Here is an 18,589-nt window from a genome sequence, read left to right as displayed (position 1 = left end):
ACGAAAATAATTTTGATAAATTATATTTCTATCTCACTCCCTTAATTTTTTGTATTATTTTAATTAATAGATTATTAAGATAAAAGTAATCATTTAAAATTTCAAAAAACTAATGAAATATTTGTTGTTTTTGATATGATAAATACAAAGTGAAGATACATATCATAGTCAGAGAAGGGAATGCTCACTGAATGAGAAATAAACTATGGATGATGATTCTCGTGCTCGTTTTATTATTAGCAGCATGTAGCCACGACTCAAACCAATCATCAGATAAAGATTCGGCATCGACTAAAATTGATAACAACAAAACCAAATATCACAGAATAGTTTCTTTAATGCCTAGTAATACTGAAATTTTGTATCGACTCGGTTTAGGTAAAAATATTGTTGGTGTTTCAACAGTTGATGATTACCCTAAAGACGTCAAAAAAGGCAAAAAACAATTTGATGCGATGAATTTGAATAAAGAAAAATTGCTTAAGGCGAAGCCAGACTTGATTTTGGCACATGAATCACAGAAGCATTCTTCAGGTAGAGTGTTAAATTCGTTGAAGAAAGATGGCGTCAAAGTGGTCTATGTAAAAGATGCTCAATCAATTAACGAAACATATGATACATTTAAATCTATTGGAAAATTAACAGGTCGTGAGAAACAAGCTGAGGATTTAGTAGATGAAACGAAAAATAATGTTGATAAAGTCATTAATTCTGTTCCAAATCATCATCAAAAGCAAAGTATATTTATGGAGGTATCTTCTAAACCAGATATTTATACTGCAGGTAAGGGTACAATTTTCAATGATATGTTGAACAAATTAGATGCGAAGAATAGTTTCTCAGATATAAGTGGTTGGAAGTCTGTAAGTAAAGAAAGTATTATTAAGCATAATCCGGATATATTAATTTCTACAGAAGGTAAATCCAAATCGGATTACATTAAAATGATAAAAAAACGTGGCGGTTTCGATAAAATCAATGCAGTAAAAAATACACGTATTGAATCAGTTAACGGAGACGAAATTTCTCGTCCAGGACCTCGAATAGATGAAGGCTTAAAAGAATTAAGAGATGCTATTTATAAAAAGTGATATTTACAGAAAGTCAGTGGTCATACGAGCACTGACTTTTTTAATACGATTTTGTTATTATATTGATAAATATAAAAAAGAAAAGAGATAATGATGAGGAAATTTCAAATTATATTCACCTGGCTAATCGTATTAATAATCATTATGTTTGTGAGCTTATGGTGGGATTTGGGAAATTTAAATGATACCTTTAATCAAACGATATTATTGAAAGTAAGACTTCCGAGAGTCATTGAAGCGGTTCTAACTGGAGCTACGCTGACACTTGCCGGTCAAATGTTTCAAACGGTTTTAAATAATCCATTAGCTGATAGTTTTACGCTTGGATTAGCGAGTGGGGCGTCATTAGGTTCGGGGCTTGCTTTATTTTTCGGATTGAGTTTTTTATGGTTACCATTCTTCTCGATTACACTCAGTTTAATTACACTGATATTAGTACTCGGCCTTTCAGCAATATTGTCACGAGGTTATCCTGTAAGTGTGCTTATTCTATTAGGTTTGATGATAGGTGCTTTGTTTAATGCACTTCTTTATATGTTGGTTCTAATGCAGCCACGGAAAATGAATTCAATTGCAAATTACTTATTCGGAGGATTTGCATCGGCAGAGTACCACGATGTCGTGATCATAGCAGTAACGTTAAGTATCGCTATAGTGATTTTATTTTCAATGCAAAAAAGCATTAAATTACTACAATTGGGTGAGTTGAAGAGTCAATCATTGGGGCTTAATGTTCAAACAATCACGTTTCTAGTCCTAACGATTTCGTCAATCATCACAGCTGTCGTAGTGGCTTATATAGGTATCATAGGATTTATAGGTATGATTGTGCCTCAATTGATACGACGATTTTATTGGCGTTATGAGTTAGGAACGCACATGCTACTTAACCTTATCATTGGGAGCGCCGTGATGTTGATAGCAGACTTTATAGGAGGAACCATCATTCAACCTGTTCAAATACCAGCTAGTATTATCATGGCATTATTAGGTATACCGGTTTTATTTTATATTCTTATTACACAATCTAAGGTATTACGATAAATGTATTCATTTGCTAAAATAGAATGAATTTGGTTTATAACAAACACGTGTAGAAAATAGAAGGTAAATGATTGTAATAAACAATTGTGTTCAAGGGTGAAATATTTTTACAAAAAGCCAAAAAAGCATTATAATAAGCTTTGAAGAAAGCTTAACTATCATTTCGTTCTTTCTTCCATGTACATGTATAGTGTCTAAAAATATATAGTTGGAGTGGGCTATATAGCCTGTTAGGTGGCCTCGTAACCTAACACTAATCTCGGCAATTGATACCCTTTTTGCCCACCACTCATTACATAAGCCCTACAAATGTGGGGCTATTTTTTTACAATATAATATAGGGAGAGCATTTGTTAAATGGATAATTATTATAAAATAGACAATATAAATGATATTGATTTACAAATGTTACTTTCAGATTATATTGAAAATTTCACAAGACAAAAGTTAATCATTAATACTACATATGATAAATTGAAAAGGATAGAGATAAGATTTAACAAAAGAAATATCCATCATTTATTGGGTTTTCATAAAGTTCAAAATAATAACGCTACTAAAACATTACAAAATATTTTAGAGGGTAAGCTAACGATAAACGTTATAAAGAAACATCATAATTATAGTGAAATTCGAAATAGATTACTTAATTATAATTTTCTACATAAATGTTTTATTAATAAAGAGATTAAACTATGCGTTATCCCAAAAGGAAAAAATAAGAATCCACAACAATTATCTGTTGTATTTATAGACTATTATAATGATATAAATATGTTAATAGGGTTGAAACTGGATTATTCTCAAAGTTATTATGTACCTGCTACTATGTATCAAATTAATGATTCAAATATTTATAATAGAACCCCAAAAACAAGAATAACTCAAATAGAATGGGAAAATTATTGATTTTAAATATATAGTACAGTAAATTAATACCACTTTCATGTGGTTTTTTTTATGCTAAAAAAATTTGTGTTGCAATGATACTATTAAGTTAAGCATAGATTTTAAATTGCAAGACCTAATGCTAATGCATATAATATTATGTGGTTTTGAAGAATTATGGAATATTTAGGAAAAGTAACATAATGATAGTATCTACTATAAAGTGAAGAGGTAACTTAAAATGGATTTAAGTCATATTAAAGCAATCGTCTTTGATTTAGAAGGCACGTTGTTAGATAGAGTCAAATCACGTGAGAAATTTATCGAAGAGCAATTTGAACGATTTCATGATTATTTCGTACATGTTCAATTGGCTGATTTTAAGAATAAATTCATCGAGTTAGATGATGATGAAGATAACGATAAACCTGATTTATATAAGCAAATTATTAAACAGTTTCATATTGATCGCTTAACGTGGAAAGATTTATTTCATGACTTTGAAATGCATTTTTACCGTTATGTCTTTCCATATTATGATACGTTATATACTTTGGAAAAGTTATCAGAACATGACTACCTTATCGGTGTCATCGCAAATGGTAAATCAAAAATAAAACAATTTAGATTACATTCATTAGGTATTATGCATGTGATCAACTACTTAACAACATCTGAAACAGTGGGGTACCGCAAACCGCATCCTAAAATATTTGAAGATATGATTGAACAATTAGGTGTGAAACCTGATGAAGTTATGTATGTTGGAGATGACGCGCTCAATGATGTTGCGCCAGCTCGTGCAATGGGTATGGTAAGTGTATGGTATAAACAAGAAGATGCGGAATTAGAACCACTTGAAGATGAAGTGGATTATACAATTACAACGATTGAAGAATTATTGAATATTTTACCTGAAAATTTTGAACCAGAAGGAGAAGAGCGCAATGGCAATGGATTTATTTACGAGTAAAGATGGAACGACGATTCATTATAATACTATGGGCGAAGGCTATCCAGTCGTACTTATTCATACGGCTTATGATAATTATTCAGTGTTTAATGATGTAGCTAAAGCGTTATCGAAATCTTTTCAAGTGGTGTTAATTGATTTAAGAGGTCACGGATATTCGGATAAACCAAGACATATTGAATTTCATGAGTTTGCGGATGATGTTAAAGCTTTATTAGATTATATTTACATCGATCAAGCCGCCTATATAGGACATGAGATGGGGGCAATTGTTGCCTCAGATGTTGCTGTGAGATATCCAGATTATGTCTCATCGCTTACGTTAGTCAATCCAACCTCTATTGAGGGTGAATTACCTGAAGAACGTTTGTTTAGAAAGTATGCCCATACGATTAGAAATTGGGACGATGAAGAACAAGATAAATTCTTGAATAAGAAGAAATATTATAAACCACGTAAAATGAACAAATTTTTAAAACATGTGGAAGATACGAATGCAATCTCGACTAAAGAAGAAATACAAGCGGTGAAAGATGTCTTTAAAACAGCTAATATTTCAGAAGTTTTTAGAAATGTTCAAGCGCCAACATTAATTATTGCGGGAGAATACGGAGAGCGTACAACAACATTGGAAGCTAAAGAAGTTAGTGATTTGATTGAACACGGCCAATTTAATGTTTATGCTCAATCAAGTTTATACCCATTTGTTGAAGAACAAAGTCAGTTTATCGACGAAGTAACTTCATTTATTAAAGATCATTTTCCACATCAAAAGGCATAAATAATAAAGATTAAATTGAACTCGAAGTTGGTATAGATGACTAACGAAAGTTCAATTTTTCTTTATAAACAGTTTTTTTGAAACTTAAAAAGATTGTTTTGTAACGTTTTTGTAATATTATTGTCATTTTAGTAATATATGTAGTATAATAAATTTAAGCACAAAGCAGAGATATTGAATAAAGGAGAGAGTGCTTATGAAAAAGCTAATGGCTTCATTACTTGTTTCAGGATTAGTTTTAACAGGAGTAAGCGCTGGTCATCACGCTGAAGCTGCTACAGGTAACTCAATGAAAACAGTTCAACAAATCAATCATGGCGATCAATCTTTAGAAAATGTTAGAATCGGCGAATCTATAAAAAGCGTTTTAAACAAATATAGTCATCCAATCTATTCATATAATCAACAAGGCACTGAACACTATTATGAATTTAGAACTCATAAAGGTGTCTTACTCGTAACAACAAATGGTAAAAAAGATAAAGGTCACGTGACTCGCGTTTCTATGACTTATAATCATGCTAACGGACCAACTTATAAATCTGTCAAAGATACATTTGGTAACAAAGCCGTAAGTCGCGTACATTATAATAAAGTAACTGGCAACTTTGGTTATATCCAAAATGGTAAAGCAAGTTATCAATTTAGTTCAGAATCACCAAAAGATAAAAATGTGAAATTATATCGCATAGACATCGCTAAATAAAGCTAAGTTGTTGATATAAATTGAATATAAATAATTTTATAATATGAGTAAGGAGCATGAAGCTGAAATGATTCTATAAAGAATGACATTTCGCTTTTGCTCCTTTTACTTTGTATTTTAATGTCGATAAAGGTAAAGTTTAGTTGAATTTTCAAGAAATAAAACGTATTGTGTGGTAAAATCTTATACTGAATATCATTTAACTAAAATATTGCTTAATTCGTAATTACATCTAGATTTGTATGAAGAAGGAGTTAATCATGCGTACTAATGATAAAGTATTGCTCGAGAATATCAATGATTATTTTAGCCATAAAGGTATGTCCCCTAATTTAATAGATGATATTAAGGAAAAGTTCCGCTCAGATATTAAGAAATCCGAAGAACAAGACCAAGATTATATTGAATATAGAGGCAAGTCACCAGCGCAAATTATACTTACGATACAACGTAATTTATTTGCATTACAACTTAATCCAGTTATCTTTTTTATTATTAATTTTATTCTCATTTCCTATTTGTATGATAAACAATATGTACAGTTTCAAGCTATTACAGGAATAAGTCTATTTTATTGTATCGTTATTTTTCCAATTACAATCATTCTTTATACTAGAATCGCAAGGAAAAATTATTTATATTCTAATAAATTTGAGATGTGGGTAGGTATCGCGATTGCAATTATTGCCTTGATACTTATAACTATGCAAGCTTTTCATTTCAATTGGGCCATCATTCCTATTAATATCTATGGACATCAATTTGTATTCTTCGTTGGAATTATTTTAGGTCTTGTAGGTATATTCTTTAAAAGGTTAGAATTTACTGGAATAGGATTATTATTCTGTCAGAAAACGATAGATGCAATGATCACAAATCCCGAAATTGCTCAATTTTTCTCATTAGCCATTTGGATTTTGCTTGTTGTACTCATTATTTTTTACACAATTAAATTATCAGCACGTACAAGATCGTAATAATACGTCGATAAAGTCTTATATATTAGCTATCAACTACTGCTATATATAAGACTTTTTTTATGTATAAATTAAGATGTAATAGATAGGTTTATTTTTTTCAGAAAAGAAGAATAAGAAGCAACACTGACTTAAATAATTATATTAAATGAATATTAAATTAATTATTCGTTCGTCATATCAAAGGCGTAACTATGATTTGATGTGGGTATAGTAATTATTAAAGGGAGGTGCCACGATGGAAAAAATTCTAACATGTAATCAAATTGAACTCGCATATAATGATGAAGGACAGGGCATCCCCATTGTTTTAATTCATGGATTAGACGGTAACTTATCAGGCTTTCAGGATTTAAAAAATGAACTCCTCCAATCACACAGAGTGATTACTTATGATGTGAGAGGACATGGAAAATCCTCACGTTCAGAATCTTATGACTTAAAAGATCATGTTGAGGACTTAAGGTATTTAATGGATGCATTAAATGTGAGTTCTGCACATATTTTAGGACATGACATGGGGGGCATCATTGGTAGAGAATTTACAGAAACATATCAACACAAAGTGATTTCATTAACTATTGTCTCTGCTAAAAGAGAAGATATTACGCACGGATTTACAAAACTGATGGTGGATAATCAAGAAGAAGTAGCCGGATTTAATAAGTCTGAAGCAATGATTATTCTATTTCCAAAATTATTCAATAATCAAGATAAGGCTATGAGATGGTATCAACGTCAGAAGTTATACAGTAGGCCTACACCAGAAGATAGTGCTATTGCGATAAGAGCATTGTTAAACAGTGTAGATGTTACGAAAGATGTTCATAATAAAGTAACCGTACCTACGTTTATAGTTAATGGTAAACACGATCCGTTAATCTTTGATAAACAACATTATCGAATAGATAATTATTTTGAAAATGTTAGGAAAAGTATATTTAGCGGTTCAGGGCATGCACCACATATTGAAGAACCTGAACGATTTTTAGAACAATATTTAGACTTTATTCAGAAAGTAGAAGATGACTTAGAATAAAGTTTGGGGAATTTAACCCAATTAGGAATTTAGTTTTATATTTTATAAATGATATTAAAAGGGCAATCAAATCGCGAAATTTGATTGCCCCTTAGTCTACTTTAGTATTTGTTCAGACACACTGTATTTTAGAATGGTTGACCCCCACTAAAAAAGAGCAAGATTCCGAAATTAATTGATAAACATCACATTTCGGTCTTACTCCTACAAATCTATAGCATTAAACTTCGTTTTCGTCGTTGGCTTCAGTGATTCTTTTGTTAACGCGTTTTAATAACTCGTCGATTTTCTTACGTTGTTTAGAGTTAACTAAAATTAACACTGTTCTTTCGTCGTGTTCATTACGTTTTTTATTGAAGTAGTCTTCTTGTGATAAGTTTTTAACAGCTTTTACCACTTGAGGTTGTTTGTAATTTAAGTGATTAATAATATCTTTAAGATAATATTCTTCCTCTTTGTTTTCACTAATATAAGTTAAAACAGCAAATTCTTCAAAACTAATTGAGAATTCCTTTTTGATAATACTTTTTAAGCGATCAGCATAAGTGACCATAGCTAATAATTCAAAGCAGTCATTAATTTTTGAAATAGCCATTATTGAAACCTCCCTATTTATAGCTTACTCATAAAAGACCTTTTTAAAACATACTATATTTTATTTATCTGAATATGTTATTAAGTTAAGACCTGTATGAGTACTCTACCCGAATTTATTAATTTGTATCTATTTTTTTGAAAAAATACGAAGTGTCTGCCATAATTTAGTATTAAATAAAATTTTAACAAATATATTTAATGCTATATTATTTAGTTAATTATAACTAAATAAAAATAAGAAGTAAACAAATAAGTGTTTATAAAACTAATTATTGTTTCTACAATGTCATTGAATTATCAAAATAGCAATTGACTTATTCAAAAATATCACAAATATTTAGAATTTCCCTTAATTTAATAAAAATAATACTAAAAAGTAATTATTTTGAAATGTTTTTTACAACCTTTGACTGTTGTAAGCTTTTGCCATTTTAGAAGAAGGACTTTTTACTACTTTTTCATTAATCGAAAGCCCACTCGTCACAATAATATACCCACTTTTTGAAGATTTTTTATAATTAATCTCTCTTTTTACGATTTTCTTGTTATGGATCACTAGAACATACTTGTTATCTACAATGCTGGATTGTGGAAGTTCAATATCGTTTGAAATCAAACTTATTTTAAAGTGTGTTCCAATAGGGTATTTGGCCTGAGTGGTCATCACAACCTGAAAGTAAGATATATGATTTTTAACTTCAGAAGGAATCATTGAGATTGATTTAACTTTGCTAATGAATTGAGTAGCGTCACTAGTAGTTATAGAAACATTTTGATTAATTTTTAATAAATTCACTTCAGATTCTGATATATTAGCATGAATGACACGTTCCTCGCTATCAATTTGCACTACCTTATCATCTGTCTTTGCAGGATGTGGATTAATAATAGAGACATTGCCATTAATAGGAGAAACTTGTGTTGTGTAGATTGAATTTTGTTCTTGAAGAAGCTGAGAATACAGCTGTGGTGCGGTTAGATAGGGATTAGCTTTTAAATGTGAAGGGGCGTTCGTAGGGAGTTTAATTTGGTTAAGAACACCTTTAAAACTGTTTACTTTTATTTCTTTTTCAGAATTATAATATTCTAAAATCGGTCTTTTGGCGGATATTTTTTCGTTATTTTTAACTAAGATACGGTTAATTTGTCCTAGTGAAGGATTAAAGTGGAAAGTGTAGCTTTGCTTAGGAGTTTGAATGCCTGTGGTGGAGAGAAGTATTTTGGGTTTAACTTTAATTATTTTTATGGAATTTAAGTCATCAGTATTAGATTTTATCTTTGAATAGGTGTGATATCCAAATCCTAAACTGGTTAAAAGAAAGACTAAAATTAAAATAAATAATGTTATACGCTTTGTATTCATAGATGTTCACCTCTAGATGTGGAGTTAAAGGTATTATACAATATTAATTTAATAATAAGTAGATATTTTTAGTTTAAATGAAAATAGTTTGATTTAGACATTCTGATTTTATCAATATTTGAAAAATCATTAATACTTTACCTTTAAAAAGAAAAAATTGGGATTGAAACATTTAGCACAATATATTATGTCAATACTTCGTATTGCTTAGCTTCCTTGCCGCGGGCATGGCTTGGGAGTGATACAGAATTCTAGAATTTAAGAATTCGTATTATCACCCCCGCAAGGATGATTAGATGTTGAGCCTACATTAGCTCAACATCAATCAGCTACTGCGTAGCCTGTCTTTTAAAAATCAACTGACTTACAAGTAGTCTCAAGACGCATGCTATTCCTGCAGGCGTGTCGCCATCAATACTTCATTTATTATTAAGTAAAAAACTTTTTTTCTTCTACAAAATCAACGATAGCTCAGTCTACAATTTGTGGGAACTCCAAAATTGAATTTTTGTAGTGTGAAATCTAAGTCTAAAATAATCTTAATAAGACGATGCCAATAGCGATACATATTAAGCCACATACTTTACGTACGGTGATTTTATTTTTAGGAGAACCGAGTAATCCGAAGTGATCGATGATGATACCCATCAACATTTGTCCTAACATTGCGACAATCGTTGTAAGCGCAGCGCCTAAGAAAGGCATTAAAATAATATTTGCTGTAACGAATGCCATTCCTAGAATGCCACCGATAAAGTAAACAGGCTTTATCTGACCTAACTCTGTATGGAAATGTTGAATTTTTAAACTACGATGAAAAATCAATGTAAGAATAAATAGAGCAGTCGTCCCGACGGTAAATGAAATTAATGATGCAAAAATAGATAAGTGTATATGTTGAGCGAGTGCGCTATTGATTGTTGTTTGAATAGGTGGTGCAGAACCAAACACAAGACCAATAGCTAACCATAATAAAAAGGTGGAATCAGACTTTTGTTGCACCTTCTGTTTAGGGATATAATTCATCAATAAGATACCAAAAAGTAAAAATATAATACCGATACCTTTGAAAAAAGTGAATGAATGTTGCGTAGCCCCAAATAATCCAAAGGTGTCGATGATCACTCCCATGAGAATCTGACCTGTGACAGTCATCACGACGGTAAGTGCAGCCCCTAATCTAGGTAATAACAATAGATTTCCTGTTAGAAAGATTACACCTAATAATCCACCCAAGAACCATGTATAGTTTAACGATTGATTTGAGAAGAATGATGGCGTAAAAATATGAGGATTGATAACCAGATTAAGGATAAATAAACAAATTGTTCCGACTGCAAACGAAATGGTTGATGCATAGAATGTGGAACGTGTAAATTGTCCTAATCTTGAATTAATTGAGGTTTGAATAGGAAGTAACATCCCCACAAATATCCCTAAAAAGTATAAAAATAGCATTGCCATACCAACTTTCCCAAATTTAATCATATTCATGATACCATTCATTGTTGTGATTCTAAATAGCCGATGATTGATTGATGAATAGAACCTCTTCATTGATTAACACGTTTATATATGTAAATTGCATCTTTCAACACAACAAAAAACATCATCAATGATTCTATTTTTATACTCATTAATGATGTTTACTGAATTATAAATAGTGTTTAAGTTTATTTTTTATCTTCGAAAATAACTGTCGTAGTCTTATCAATTACTTGAGCTGAATAAGCTTTTACTGGCTTACCCACATTCGATTTTAGTATATCTAATTCTAGAATTTGGTTCATACTGTCTTTAACGACTTGTTCTGTTAGGACAGCATCGAATTGTGGTAATTGTAATTTCACCGGCTTGTTAAGGTTAGATTTGAAGATAAGTTCTAACGTTTTTGACATAATAATCCTCCTCTTTAAATTAATGCTTCTGTCTTTACAACTTCTACTTTGTCGTACTTTTCACCAGTTAAACGTTCAATAATTGTACTGAAAGTTCTTACTTGGTTATTAGAAGCTGATGGGTTCAAGTTTGCGAAACGACGTTTATGTTCGACTGCTTTTCCTTCAGAATTATGTTTGATTTCTGTGAAGAGTGCTGTCATTTGGTTGACTTCGTTCATCTTTATGACCTCCTTTCACTTTATATATCGTTTGAGAATGAAAAAAGGGACACCTTTTCTACAAAAAAATTAAAGCAAAAATCTTTGATGTTACATAAATATCATTTATCATTGAATGAGAAACTTAATGTTGGAGGACTTATGAATCAGGTAGAGCCAATTAAACATAAAGAAGAGATTTATCAAATGTATAAAGTATTACAAGAACGGACGCAAAGGGATTATTTGTTTTTCAAATTTGCAATACATACGGGTGTTAAACTGACAGAATTATTAAATATGAAAGTTAAACATCTTAAAATGGCTGAAACAGGGAATATAAAAACTGCTTGGATTGTAGATTATGAGCCCAGTATTAAAATTATGTTGCCAACTGAATTGCAACTCGAAATAAAAAGTTACATAGAAGAACATCATTTAAAAGACGAAGATTTGGTCTTTCGGTCAATGAGAACACAACAATGTTTATCAAGACAGCAAGCTTATAGAATTATTCATCAAGCTGCAGCACGACTTGGAATGCGACATATTGGATTGACGACGTTAAGGAAGACATTTGCTTATCATGCTTATCAATCAGGCATATCCATCTCAATTATACAGAAATATTTAGGACACCAAACGACACAAGAAACAATGAAATTTATTGGAATCAAAGATAAATCAATTAAGCGTACAGTTATCGCACTCAATTTATAAAATATAGTATTAAAGTAAGGAGGCATTAAATGAGTTTGGTATACCTTATGGGCGCGCTCATAGTTATGATGGTTTTAGTGTTGCTTACACTTAGTCATCGCAAGCTTAGAAAAATAGCTGGCTATCTATCATTACTAGCGCCTATACTTTCATCTATTTATTTTATTACTCAAATACCAAATGTTGTTCATCATCATTACCCATCTGTACATATACCTTGGATGTCTTCACTAGATATCAATCTAGATATGAAATTAGACGGACTAAGTTTAATGTTTGGACTCATTATTTCACTTATAGGTATAGGCGTATTTTTCTACGCAACTCAATATTTATCAACCCAAACAGATAATCTTCCTAGATTCTTCGTCTACCTACTATTATTCATGTTTAGTATGATTGGCATCGTGATTGCCAATAACACGATATTGATGTACGTATTTTGGGAATTAACTAGCGTTTCTTCATTTTTACTTATTTCGTACTGGTATAACAATGGTGATAGTCAATTAGGTGCAATACAGTCTTTTATCATCACAGTATTTGGTGGTTTAGCTTTATTAACCGGTTTTATCATGCTTTATATCATAACTGGTACAAATACAATCTCAGAAATCCTCGAACAACGTCATACAATTGAACATCATTCATTATTTATTCCAATGATGCTCATGTTGTTGTTAGGTGCTTTTACAAAATCGGCGCAATTTCCGTTTCATATATGGTTGCCGAAAGCGATGGCAGCCCCAACACCTGTCAGTGCTTATCTTCACTCAGCCACAATGGTAAAAGCAGGAATCTTTCTATTATTTAGATTTACACCTTTATTAGGACTTAGCAATGCTTACATTTATACAGTCACTTTTGTAGGACTGATTACAATGCTTTTCGGTTCTTTAACAGCATTGCGACAATATGATTTGAAAGGTATTTTAGCCTATTCCACAATTAGTCAACTTGGCATGATCATGTCAATGGTTGGTATAGGTGGGGGCTATGCGCAACATACGTCTGATGGTTTATCTGAATTTTATGCGTTAGTACTCTTTGCCGGCTTGTTCCATTTAATGAATCATGCCATCTTTAAATGTGCATTATTTATGGGCGTTGGAATCATTGACCATGAATCAGGAACAAGGGATATCCGCTCACTGAATGGGATGCGCAAAGTCTTTCCTAAGATGCACATAGTCATGTTGCTTGCCTCTTTATCTATGGCTGGTGTACCACTTTTAAATGGTTTCCTCAGTAAAGAAATGTTCTTTGATTCTCTCGTCAAAGCGATTGAACTTGAACAATTTGACATGACACTCACAGTAATGATTGTGTCTCTCGGTGTCATTGCGAGTATTTTTACATTTACTTATGCACTTTACATGATTAAAGAGACTTTTTGGGGAAAATTCAATTTCGAAAAGTTTTCAAAAAAACAAATTCACGAACCATGGTTATTTAGTCTGCCAGCCGTTATTCTAATGGTGCTTATACCTATAGTGTTCGTTATTCCAAACGTTTTTGGACACAATGTTATTTTGCCGGCATTGAGATCGGTATCAGGTGTAGGAAGCAAAGTAGATTCTGTAGCGCCACATATTTCACAATGGCATGGGGTAAATCTTCCATTAATTCTAAGTGTGATTGTAATTATCGTGGGAACACTTTTAGCACTTACAGTCAATTGGAAGTCTATTACGCACAAAGTGATTAAACAGGCTTCAATTACCAATGCTTATCGTAAAGTTTATAGAGAATTTGAATCTTATTCAGGTATTGGTATACGTAGTTTAATGAGTAATAAGCTTAATTATTATATTATCATTACACTCCTTATATTCATTGTGATTGTGGGTTATGGATATATTTCAGTGGGCTTTCCAAAAGTCCATGAACTACACGTTTCGTCTTTCGGACCTTTAGAGGTAATTCTTTCAGTTGTGACTGTCATCATAGGGATTTCGCTTATATTTATCCGTCAGCGTTTAACTATGGTTATTCTTAACGGGATTATCGGCTTTGCTGTCACATTGTATTTTATCGCGATGAAAGCGCCAGATTTAGCGCTCACGCAACTTGTGGTAGAAACAATTACAACAATTTTATTTATTGTGAGCTTTTCAAGATTACCAAATATTCCAAGAGCTAAAGCAAATATGAAAAAGGAAACACTTAAAATAATCGTTTCACTTATCATGGCATTATCTGTAGTTTCACTCATTTTTATAGCACAACAAGCAGATGGAATGGCGTCCATTTCGAAATACTACAAAAATGCCTATCAATTAACAGGTGGAAAAAATATTGTGAATGCCATTTTAGGCGATTTCAGAGCGCTAGATACATTATTCGAAGGCTTGGTTTTAATCATCGCAGGATTAGGTATTTATACGCTACTTAACTATAAAGATAGGAGGGGACAAGATGAAAGAGAATGATGTTGTACTAAAGACAGTCACTAAGATTGTTGTCTTCATACTGTTAACATTTGGATTTTATGTCTTCTTCGCTGGACATAACAATCCAGGTGGCGGGTTTATTGGCGGACTTATATTTAGTTCAGCTTTTATTCTTATGTTCCTCGCCTTTGATGTTAAGGAGGTATTAACAAGTTTACCAATTGATTTCAAAAAATTAATGATTCTCGGGTCATTAGTTTCGCTTGCTACGGCAATTGTTCCTATGTTCTTTGGTAAACCTTTCCTATATCAAACAGAAGCGAACGTGGCATTTCCATTATTAGGTCACGTTCATATTACGACTGTTACGTTATTTGAATTAGGCGTCTTACTTACAGTAGTAGGTGTCATTGTTACAGTGATGCTATCCATAAGTGGTGGTAAGTCATGAATTTAATACTATTACTTGTGATAGGTTTCTTAGTATTTATAGGAACATACATGATCCTATCTATTAATTTAATTCGTATCGTTATTGGTATTTCAATCTATACACATGCTGGTAACTTAATCATTATGAGTATGGGGAAATATGGCTCACATGTGTCGGAGCCATTAATTCAAAATCATCATACCCATTTCGTTGATCCGTTATTGCAAGCGATTGTGCTCACTGCAATTGTCATAGGGTTTGGTATGACAGCATTCTTACTCGTATTAATTTATCGAACATATCGTGTAACGAAAGAGGACGAAATTAGTGCATTGAGAGGTGAAGAAGATGATGAGTAACTTAATAATTTTACCTATGCTTCTTCCTTTCCTATGCGCATTGATTCTTGTATTTACGAAAAATAAAAACCAAACGTCGAAAATACTTTCTATTATGACAATGGTTGTTACAACGTTAATTTCTTTAGCATTATTAATATATGTAGTGAATCATAAGCCAATTACTTTAGACTTCGGGGGGTGGAAAGCACCTTTTGGTATTCAATTTTTAGGTGATTCACTGAGCTTATTAATGGTGACCGTATCATCTTTTGTTGTGACACTTATCATGGCTTATGGATTTGGACGTGGAGAGAAGCGGGTAAATCGTTTCCATTTACCAACATTTATCTTATTGCTCACTGTTGGTGTGATTGGGTCATTTTTAACATCAGATTTATTCAACTTATATGTCATGTTTGAAATTATGTTACTCGCGTCATTTGTACTTGTGACGTTAGGACAATCGGTTGAACAATTACGTGCAGCAATTATTTATGTTGTGCTTAATATCATTGGTTCCTGGTTATTCTTACTTGGTATCGGCATGTTATATAAAGTAGTTGGTACGTTGAATTTCTCTCATATCGCAATGCGTTTAGATCATATGGAAAGTAATCAGACTGTGACTATCATATCTCTCATCTTCTTAGTAGCGTTCAGTTCTAAAGCTGCGCTTGTAATATTTATGTGGCTACCTAAAGCTTATGCTGTACTAAATACAGAACTCGCTGCATTGTTTGCTGCATTGATGACGAAGGTGGGGGCGTACGCGTTAATACGATTTTTCACATTAATATTCAATCATCATTCTGGTATTACACATCCGTTACTAGTATTCATGGCGTGTCTCACGATGATTATCGGCGCATTAGGTGTAATTGCGTATAAAGACATTAAGAAGATAGCAGCCTATCAAGTCATATTGTCGATTGGATTTATCATTTTAGGATTAGGCTCTAATACATTCGCAGGTGTCAATGGTGCGATTTTCTATTTATCTAATGACATTATTGTTAAAACGTTATTATTCTTTATTATTGGTAGTTTAGTTTATATCTCGGGTTATCGAAATTATCAATATTTAAGTGGTTTAGCGAAGAGAGAACCTTTCTTTGGTGTGGCGTTTGTAGTTATGATATTCGCCATTGGTGGTGTGCCCCCGTTTAGTGGATTCCCTGGTAAGGTGCTTATCTTTCAAGGTGCCATTCAAAACGGTAATTACGTTGGTCTTGCGTTAATGATTGTGACAAGCCTCATTGCAATGTACAGTCTATTTAGAGTAATGTTTGTCATGTATTTTGGTGATTCTGATGGTGAAGAAGTCAAATTTAAGAAGATTCCAGCACATCGTAAAGGCATTCTTGGTCTTCTTGTCGCAGTCGTACTAGCTATGGGAATCGCAGCGCCAGTTATTTTAAAAGTGACAGAAAATGCTACAAACCTCAATATGAAGGAACATGTTTTTCAAGAAAATGTAAATCCGCATTTGAAGGAGGTTGAAAAATAGATGAAACAAGTCGTGTTGAATATTGTCATCGCATTTCTATGGGTGTTATTCCAAGACGAAGATGAATTTAAATTTACAACCTTCTTCTCCGGATTTCTAATTGGTTTAATTGTGATTTATATACTACATCGATTCTTTGGTGAAGAATTTTATTTGAAAAAGATATGGGTAGCAATCAAGTTTTTAGCAGTTTATATATATCAATTATTAACATCTAGTATAAGTACGATTAATTACATCCTATTTAAAACGAAAGAGATGAATCCTGGTTTACTTACTTATGAAACCTCATTAAAAAACGATTGGGCAATTACGTTTTTAACTATTTTAATCATTATTACACCAGGTTCAACAGTTATTCGTATTTCTAAAAATACTAATAAATTCTTTATTCATAGTATTGATGTTTCTGAAAAGGATAAGCAAAAACTTTTAAAAAGTATCAAACAGTATGAAGATTTAATCTTGGAGGTGACACGATGATAGAGGCGATTACACAGTTCTTTATAATAAGTGCATTAATTATATTTGGCATTGCTTTGATCGTCTGTCTCTTCAGATTAATCAAAGGGCCTACAACGGCAGATAGAGTTGTTTCATTTGATGCGACAAGTGCGGTTGTCATGTCCATTGTAGGAGTGATGAGCGTAGTGCTCAATTCGGTTTCATTCTTAGATTCCATCATGTTAATTGCGATTATTTCTTTCGTCAGTTCCGTATCTATTTCTAGATTTATTGGGGGAGGTCGTGTCTTTAATGCAAATAACAAAAGAAATCGTTAGTTTAATTTCGGCCATTCTCATTTTTCTAGGAAGCGTCATTGCGTTGATTAGTGCAATTGGTATTGTTAAATTCCAAGATGTCTTCTTACGTAGCCATGCTTCAACAAAGAGTTCGACGTTATCCGTACTCTTAACTATTATTGGCGTATTGATATACTTTATTGTCAATACCGGGTTCTTTAGTGTTCGGTTACTCTTATCTTTAGTATTTATCAATCTTACTTCCCCAGTAGGTATGCATTTAGTTGCACGCGCTGCATATCGTAACGGTGCCTATATGTACCGAAAGGATGAAGGACCAAGACAATCGTCTATTTTGTTAAGTCAAAATGAGTTTAATTCACCCGAAGAATTGAAATCTCGTGCCAAGTTACGTGAACAACGGAGAGAAAAACTTTATTACAAAGAACGAGAAAAAGAGAAAAAATTTGAAAATCATGATTAATTATTACCGTTAACATACTAGAATTGGTATCTAGATGTTGACGGTTTTCTTTTTATGAGACTAAAGTACGAATTATAAAAGAAAAGAGTGCGATTTATTTAAGCATTGATACGATTAGTGATAAAATTGTAGACAAGAATAATTGTAAATTTAAGTAGTAAAATGTTGATTCAATGAGATTACACATAAACATTTTCTCGTTTGAAGAAGCGAGTTCAAGTGCATAGTCGTTTAAAATGTTCATGTTTGATTTCACTGATAGTGGAATATGCATCATTAAAATTGATAAAATATTCTAAATAATTAATTTATATTTGTTGATCTAACCAATAAGAGTAAGCAATTTCTCTTCATTCTTCTTATTTACTTCCTCGTTTGTAAATCATTTAGTTGATGCACCACTCTAATTTT

Annotated in this window: 21 protein-coding genes; 16 read left to right on the top strand and 5 right to left on the bottom strand. The window is 32.1% G+C overall.

Annotated elements, in window-relative coordinates:
* Nucleotides 1-191 precede the first annotated feature (191 nt).
* From HMPREF3264_RS10280 to HMPREF3264_RS10245, 8 genes are all read left to right on the top strand, one after another.
* On the top strand, nucleotides 192-1,091 hold the full coding sequence (locus tag HMPREF3264_RS10280) for an ABC transporter substrate-binding protein (RefSeq protein WP_070873253.1): 900 nt from the start codon (nucleotides 192-194) through the stop codon (nucleotides 1,089-1,091).
* Between the two features lie 90 nt (nucleotides 1,092-1,181).
* Nucleotides 1,182-2,135 (top strand): FecCD family ABC transporter permease, encoded by a 954-nt coding sequence (locus HMPREF3264_RS10275; RefSeq protein ID WP_141764474.1) that lies wholly within the window; start codon nucleotides 1,182-1,184, stop codon nucleotides 2,133-2,135.
* A gap of 357 nt (nucleotides 2,136-2,492) precedes the next feature.
* The gene (locus tag HMPREF3264_RS10270; protein WP_070873251.1) at nucleotides 2,493-3,044 is read left to right on the top strand and encodes a PBECR4 domain-containing protein; all 552 of its coding nucleotides are present in this window, start codon (nucleotides 2,493-2,495) and stop codon (nucleotides 3,042-3,044) included.
* Between the two features lie 220 nt (nucleotides 3,045-3,264).
* Complete coding sequence (locus HMPREF3264_RS10265; protein ID WP_070873250.1) at nucleotides 3,265-3,996, top strand: HAD family hydrolase; 732 nt, start codon at nucleotides 3,265-3,267, stop codon at nucleotides 3,994-3,996.
* Complete coding sequence (locus HMPREF3264_RS10260) at nucleotides 3,971-4,777, top strand: alpha/beta fold hydrolase (protein WP_002441255.1); 807 nt, start codon at nucleotides 3,971-3,973, stop codon at nucleotides 4,775-4,777. Before HMPREF3264_RS10265 ends, HMPREF3264_RS10260 begins: the two co-directional genes overlap by 26 nt.
* Before the next feature lie 196 nt (nucleotides 4,778-4,973).
* On the top strand, nucleotides 4,974-5,483 hold the full coding sequence (locus tag HMPREF3264_RS10255) for an SA0570 family protein (RefSeq protein ID WP_070873249.1): 510 nt from the start codon (nucleotides 4,974-4,976) through the stop codon (nucleotides 5,481-5,483).
* Between the two features lie 260 nt (nucleotides 5,484-5,743).
* Nucleotides 5,744-6,460 (top strand): hypothetical protein, encoded by a 717-nt coding sequence (locus HMPREF3264_RS10250; protein ID WP_037541153.1) that lies wholly within the window; start codon nucleotides 5,744-5,746, stop codon nucleotides 6,458-6,460.
* 238 nt (nucleotides 6,461-6,698) lie between these two features.
* Nucleotides 6,699-7,499 carry an alpha/beta fold hydrolase gene (locus tag HMPREF3264_RS10245; protein WP_070873248.1) on the top strand — a complete coding sequence of 267 codons (801 nt, stop codon included), beginning with the start codon at nucleotides 6,699-6,701 and terminating at the stop codon, nucleotides 7,497-7,499.
* Nucleotides 7,500-7,719: 220 nt separating this feature from the next.
* Here HMPREF3264_RS10245 and sarA read toward each other — a convergent pair whose 3' ends face one another.
* From sarA to HMPREF3264_RS10220, 5 genes are all read right to left on the bottom strand, one after another.
* The gene (gene sarA / locus HMPREF3264_RS10240) at nucleotides 7,720-8,094 is read right to left on the bottom strand and encodes a global transcriptional regulator SarA (protein ID WP_002441263.1); all 375 of its coding nucleotides are present in this window, start codon (nucleotides 8,092-8,094) and stop codon (nucleotides 7,720-7,722) included.
* A 399-nt stretch (nucleotides 8,095-8,493) separates the two neighbouring features.
* Nucleotides 8,494-9,459, bottom strand: coding sequence for an efflux RND transporter periplasmic adaptor subunit (locus tag HMPREF3264_RS10235; RefSeq protein WP_070873247.1), 966 nt, complete (start codon nucleotides 9,457-9,459; stop codon nucleotides 8,494-8,496).
* Between the two features lie 528 nt (nucleotides 9,460-9,987).
* Nucleotides 9,988-10,917: a DMT family transporter gene (locus HMPREF3264_RS10230; RefSeq protein ID WP_070873282.1), complete on the bottom strand. Its 930-nt coding sequence runs from the start codon at nucleotides 10,915-10,917 to the stop codon at nucleotides 9,988-9,990.
* A gap of 215 nt (nucleotides 10,918-11,132) precedes the next feature.
* Entirely contained in the window at nucleotides 11,133-11,357 is a 225-nt protein-coding gene (locus tag HMPREF3264_RS10225; protein WP_002441269.1) for a DUF2922 domain-containing protein, read from the bottom strand.
* 14 nt (nucleotides 11,358-11,371) lie between these two features.
* The gene (locus HMPREF3264_RS10220) at nucleotides 11,372-11,578 is read right to left on the bottom strand and encodes a sigS mRNA-stabilizing protein SroA (protein ID WP_002441271.1); all 207 of its coding nucleotides are present in this window, start codon (nucleotides 11,576-11,578) and stop codon (nucleotides 11,372-11,374) included.
* Nucleotides 11,579-11,719: 141 nt separating this feature from the next.
* On the opposite strand from HMPREF3264_RS10220, the gene HMPREF3264_RS10215 reads away from it, so the two are divergent.
* Genes HMPREF3264_RS10215 through mnhG2 form a run of 8 tightly spaced genes read left to right on the top strand, consistent with a single transcriptional unit; the run spans nucleotide 11,720 to nucleotide 18,178 of the window.
* The gene (locus HMPREF3264_RS10215) at nucleotides 11,720-12,277 is read left to right on the top strand and encodes a tyrosine-type recombinase/integrase (RefSeq protein ID WP_070873246.1); all 558 of its coding nucleotides are present in this window, start codon (nucleotides 11,720-11,722) and stop codon (nucleotides 12,275-12,277) included.
* Between the two features lie 29 nt (nucleotides 12,278-12,306).
* A complete protein-coding gene (mnhA2, locus tag HMPREF3264_RS10210) occupies nucleotides 12,307-14,709 on the top strand; it encodes a Na+/H+ antiporter Mnh2 subunit A (protein WP_070873245.1) in 2,403 nt (800 codons plus the stop codon).
* Complete coding sequence (mnhB2, locus tag HMPREF3264_RS10205) at nucleotides 14,696-15,121, top strand: Na+/H+ antiporter Mnh2 subunit B (protein ID WP_002441276.1); 426 nt, start codon at nucleotides 14,696-14,698, stop codon at nucleotides 15,119-15,121. The genes mnhA2 and mnhB2 overlap by 14 nt, the downstream gene beginning before the upstream one ends.
* Entirely contained in the window at nucleotides 15,118-15,462 is a 345-nt protein-coding gene (gene mnhC2, locus HMPREF3264_RS10200; protein ID WP_002441278.1) for a Na+/H+ antiporter Mnh2 subunit C, read from the top strand. The genes mnhB2 and mnhC2 overlap by 4 nt, the downstream gene beginning before the upstream one ends.
* Nucleotides 15,452-16,951: a Na+/H+ antiporter Mnh2 subunit D gene (gene mnhD2 / locus HMPREF3264_RS10195; protein WP_141764473.1), complete on the top strand. Its 1,500-nt coding sequence runs from the start codon at nucleotides 15,452-15,454 to the stop codon at nucleotides 16,949-16,951. Before mnhC2 ends, mnhD2 begins: the two co-directional genes overlap by 11 nt.
* On the top strand, nucleotides 16,952-17,434 hold the full coding sequence (mnhE2, locus tag HMPREF3264_RS10190; protein ID WP_044466942.1) for a Na+/H+ antiporter Mnh2 subunit E: 483 nt from the start codon (nucleotides 16,952-16,954) through the stop codon (nucleotides 17,432-17,434). It begins immediately after the preceding gene.
* Nucleotides 17,431-17,733 carry a Na+/H+ antiporter Mnh2 subunit F gene (gene mnhF2 / locus HMPREF3264_RS10185; RefSeq protein ID WP_002441286.1) on the top strand — a complete coding sequence of 101 codons (303 nt, stop codon included), beginning with the start codon at nucleotides 17,431-17,433 and terminating at the stop codon, nucleotides 17,731-17,733. Before mnhE2 ends, mnhF2 begins: the two co-directional genes overlap by 4 nt.
* On the top strand, nucleotides 17,708-18,178 hold the full coding sequence (gene mnhG2 / locus HMPREF3264_RS10180; RefSeq protein WP_070832567.1) for a Na+/H+ antiporter Mnh2 subunit G: 471 nt from the start codon (nucleotides 17,708-17,710) through the stop codon (nucleotides 18,176-18,178). Before mnhF2 ends, mnhG2 begins: the two co-directional genes overlap by 26 nt.
* Nucleotides 18,179-18,589 lie beyond the last annotated feature (411 nt).

Source organism: Staphylococcus sp. HMSC62A08 (genome assembly GCF_001839105.1).
GTDB classification, from domain to species: domain Bacteria; phylum Bacillota; class Bacilli; order Staphylococcales; family Staphylococcaceae; genus Staphylococcus; species Staphylococcus caprae.
Note: the sequence above shows the minus strand (reverse complement) of the source record. Positions and strands in the feature narration are given on the sequence as shown.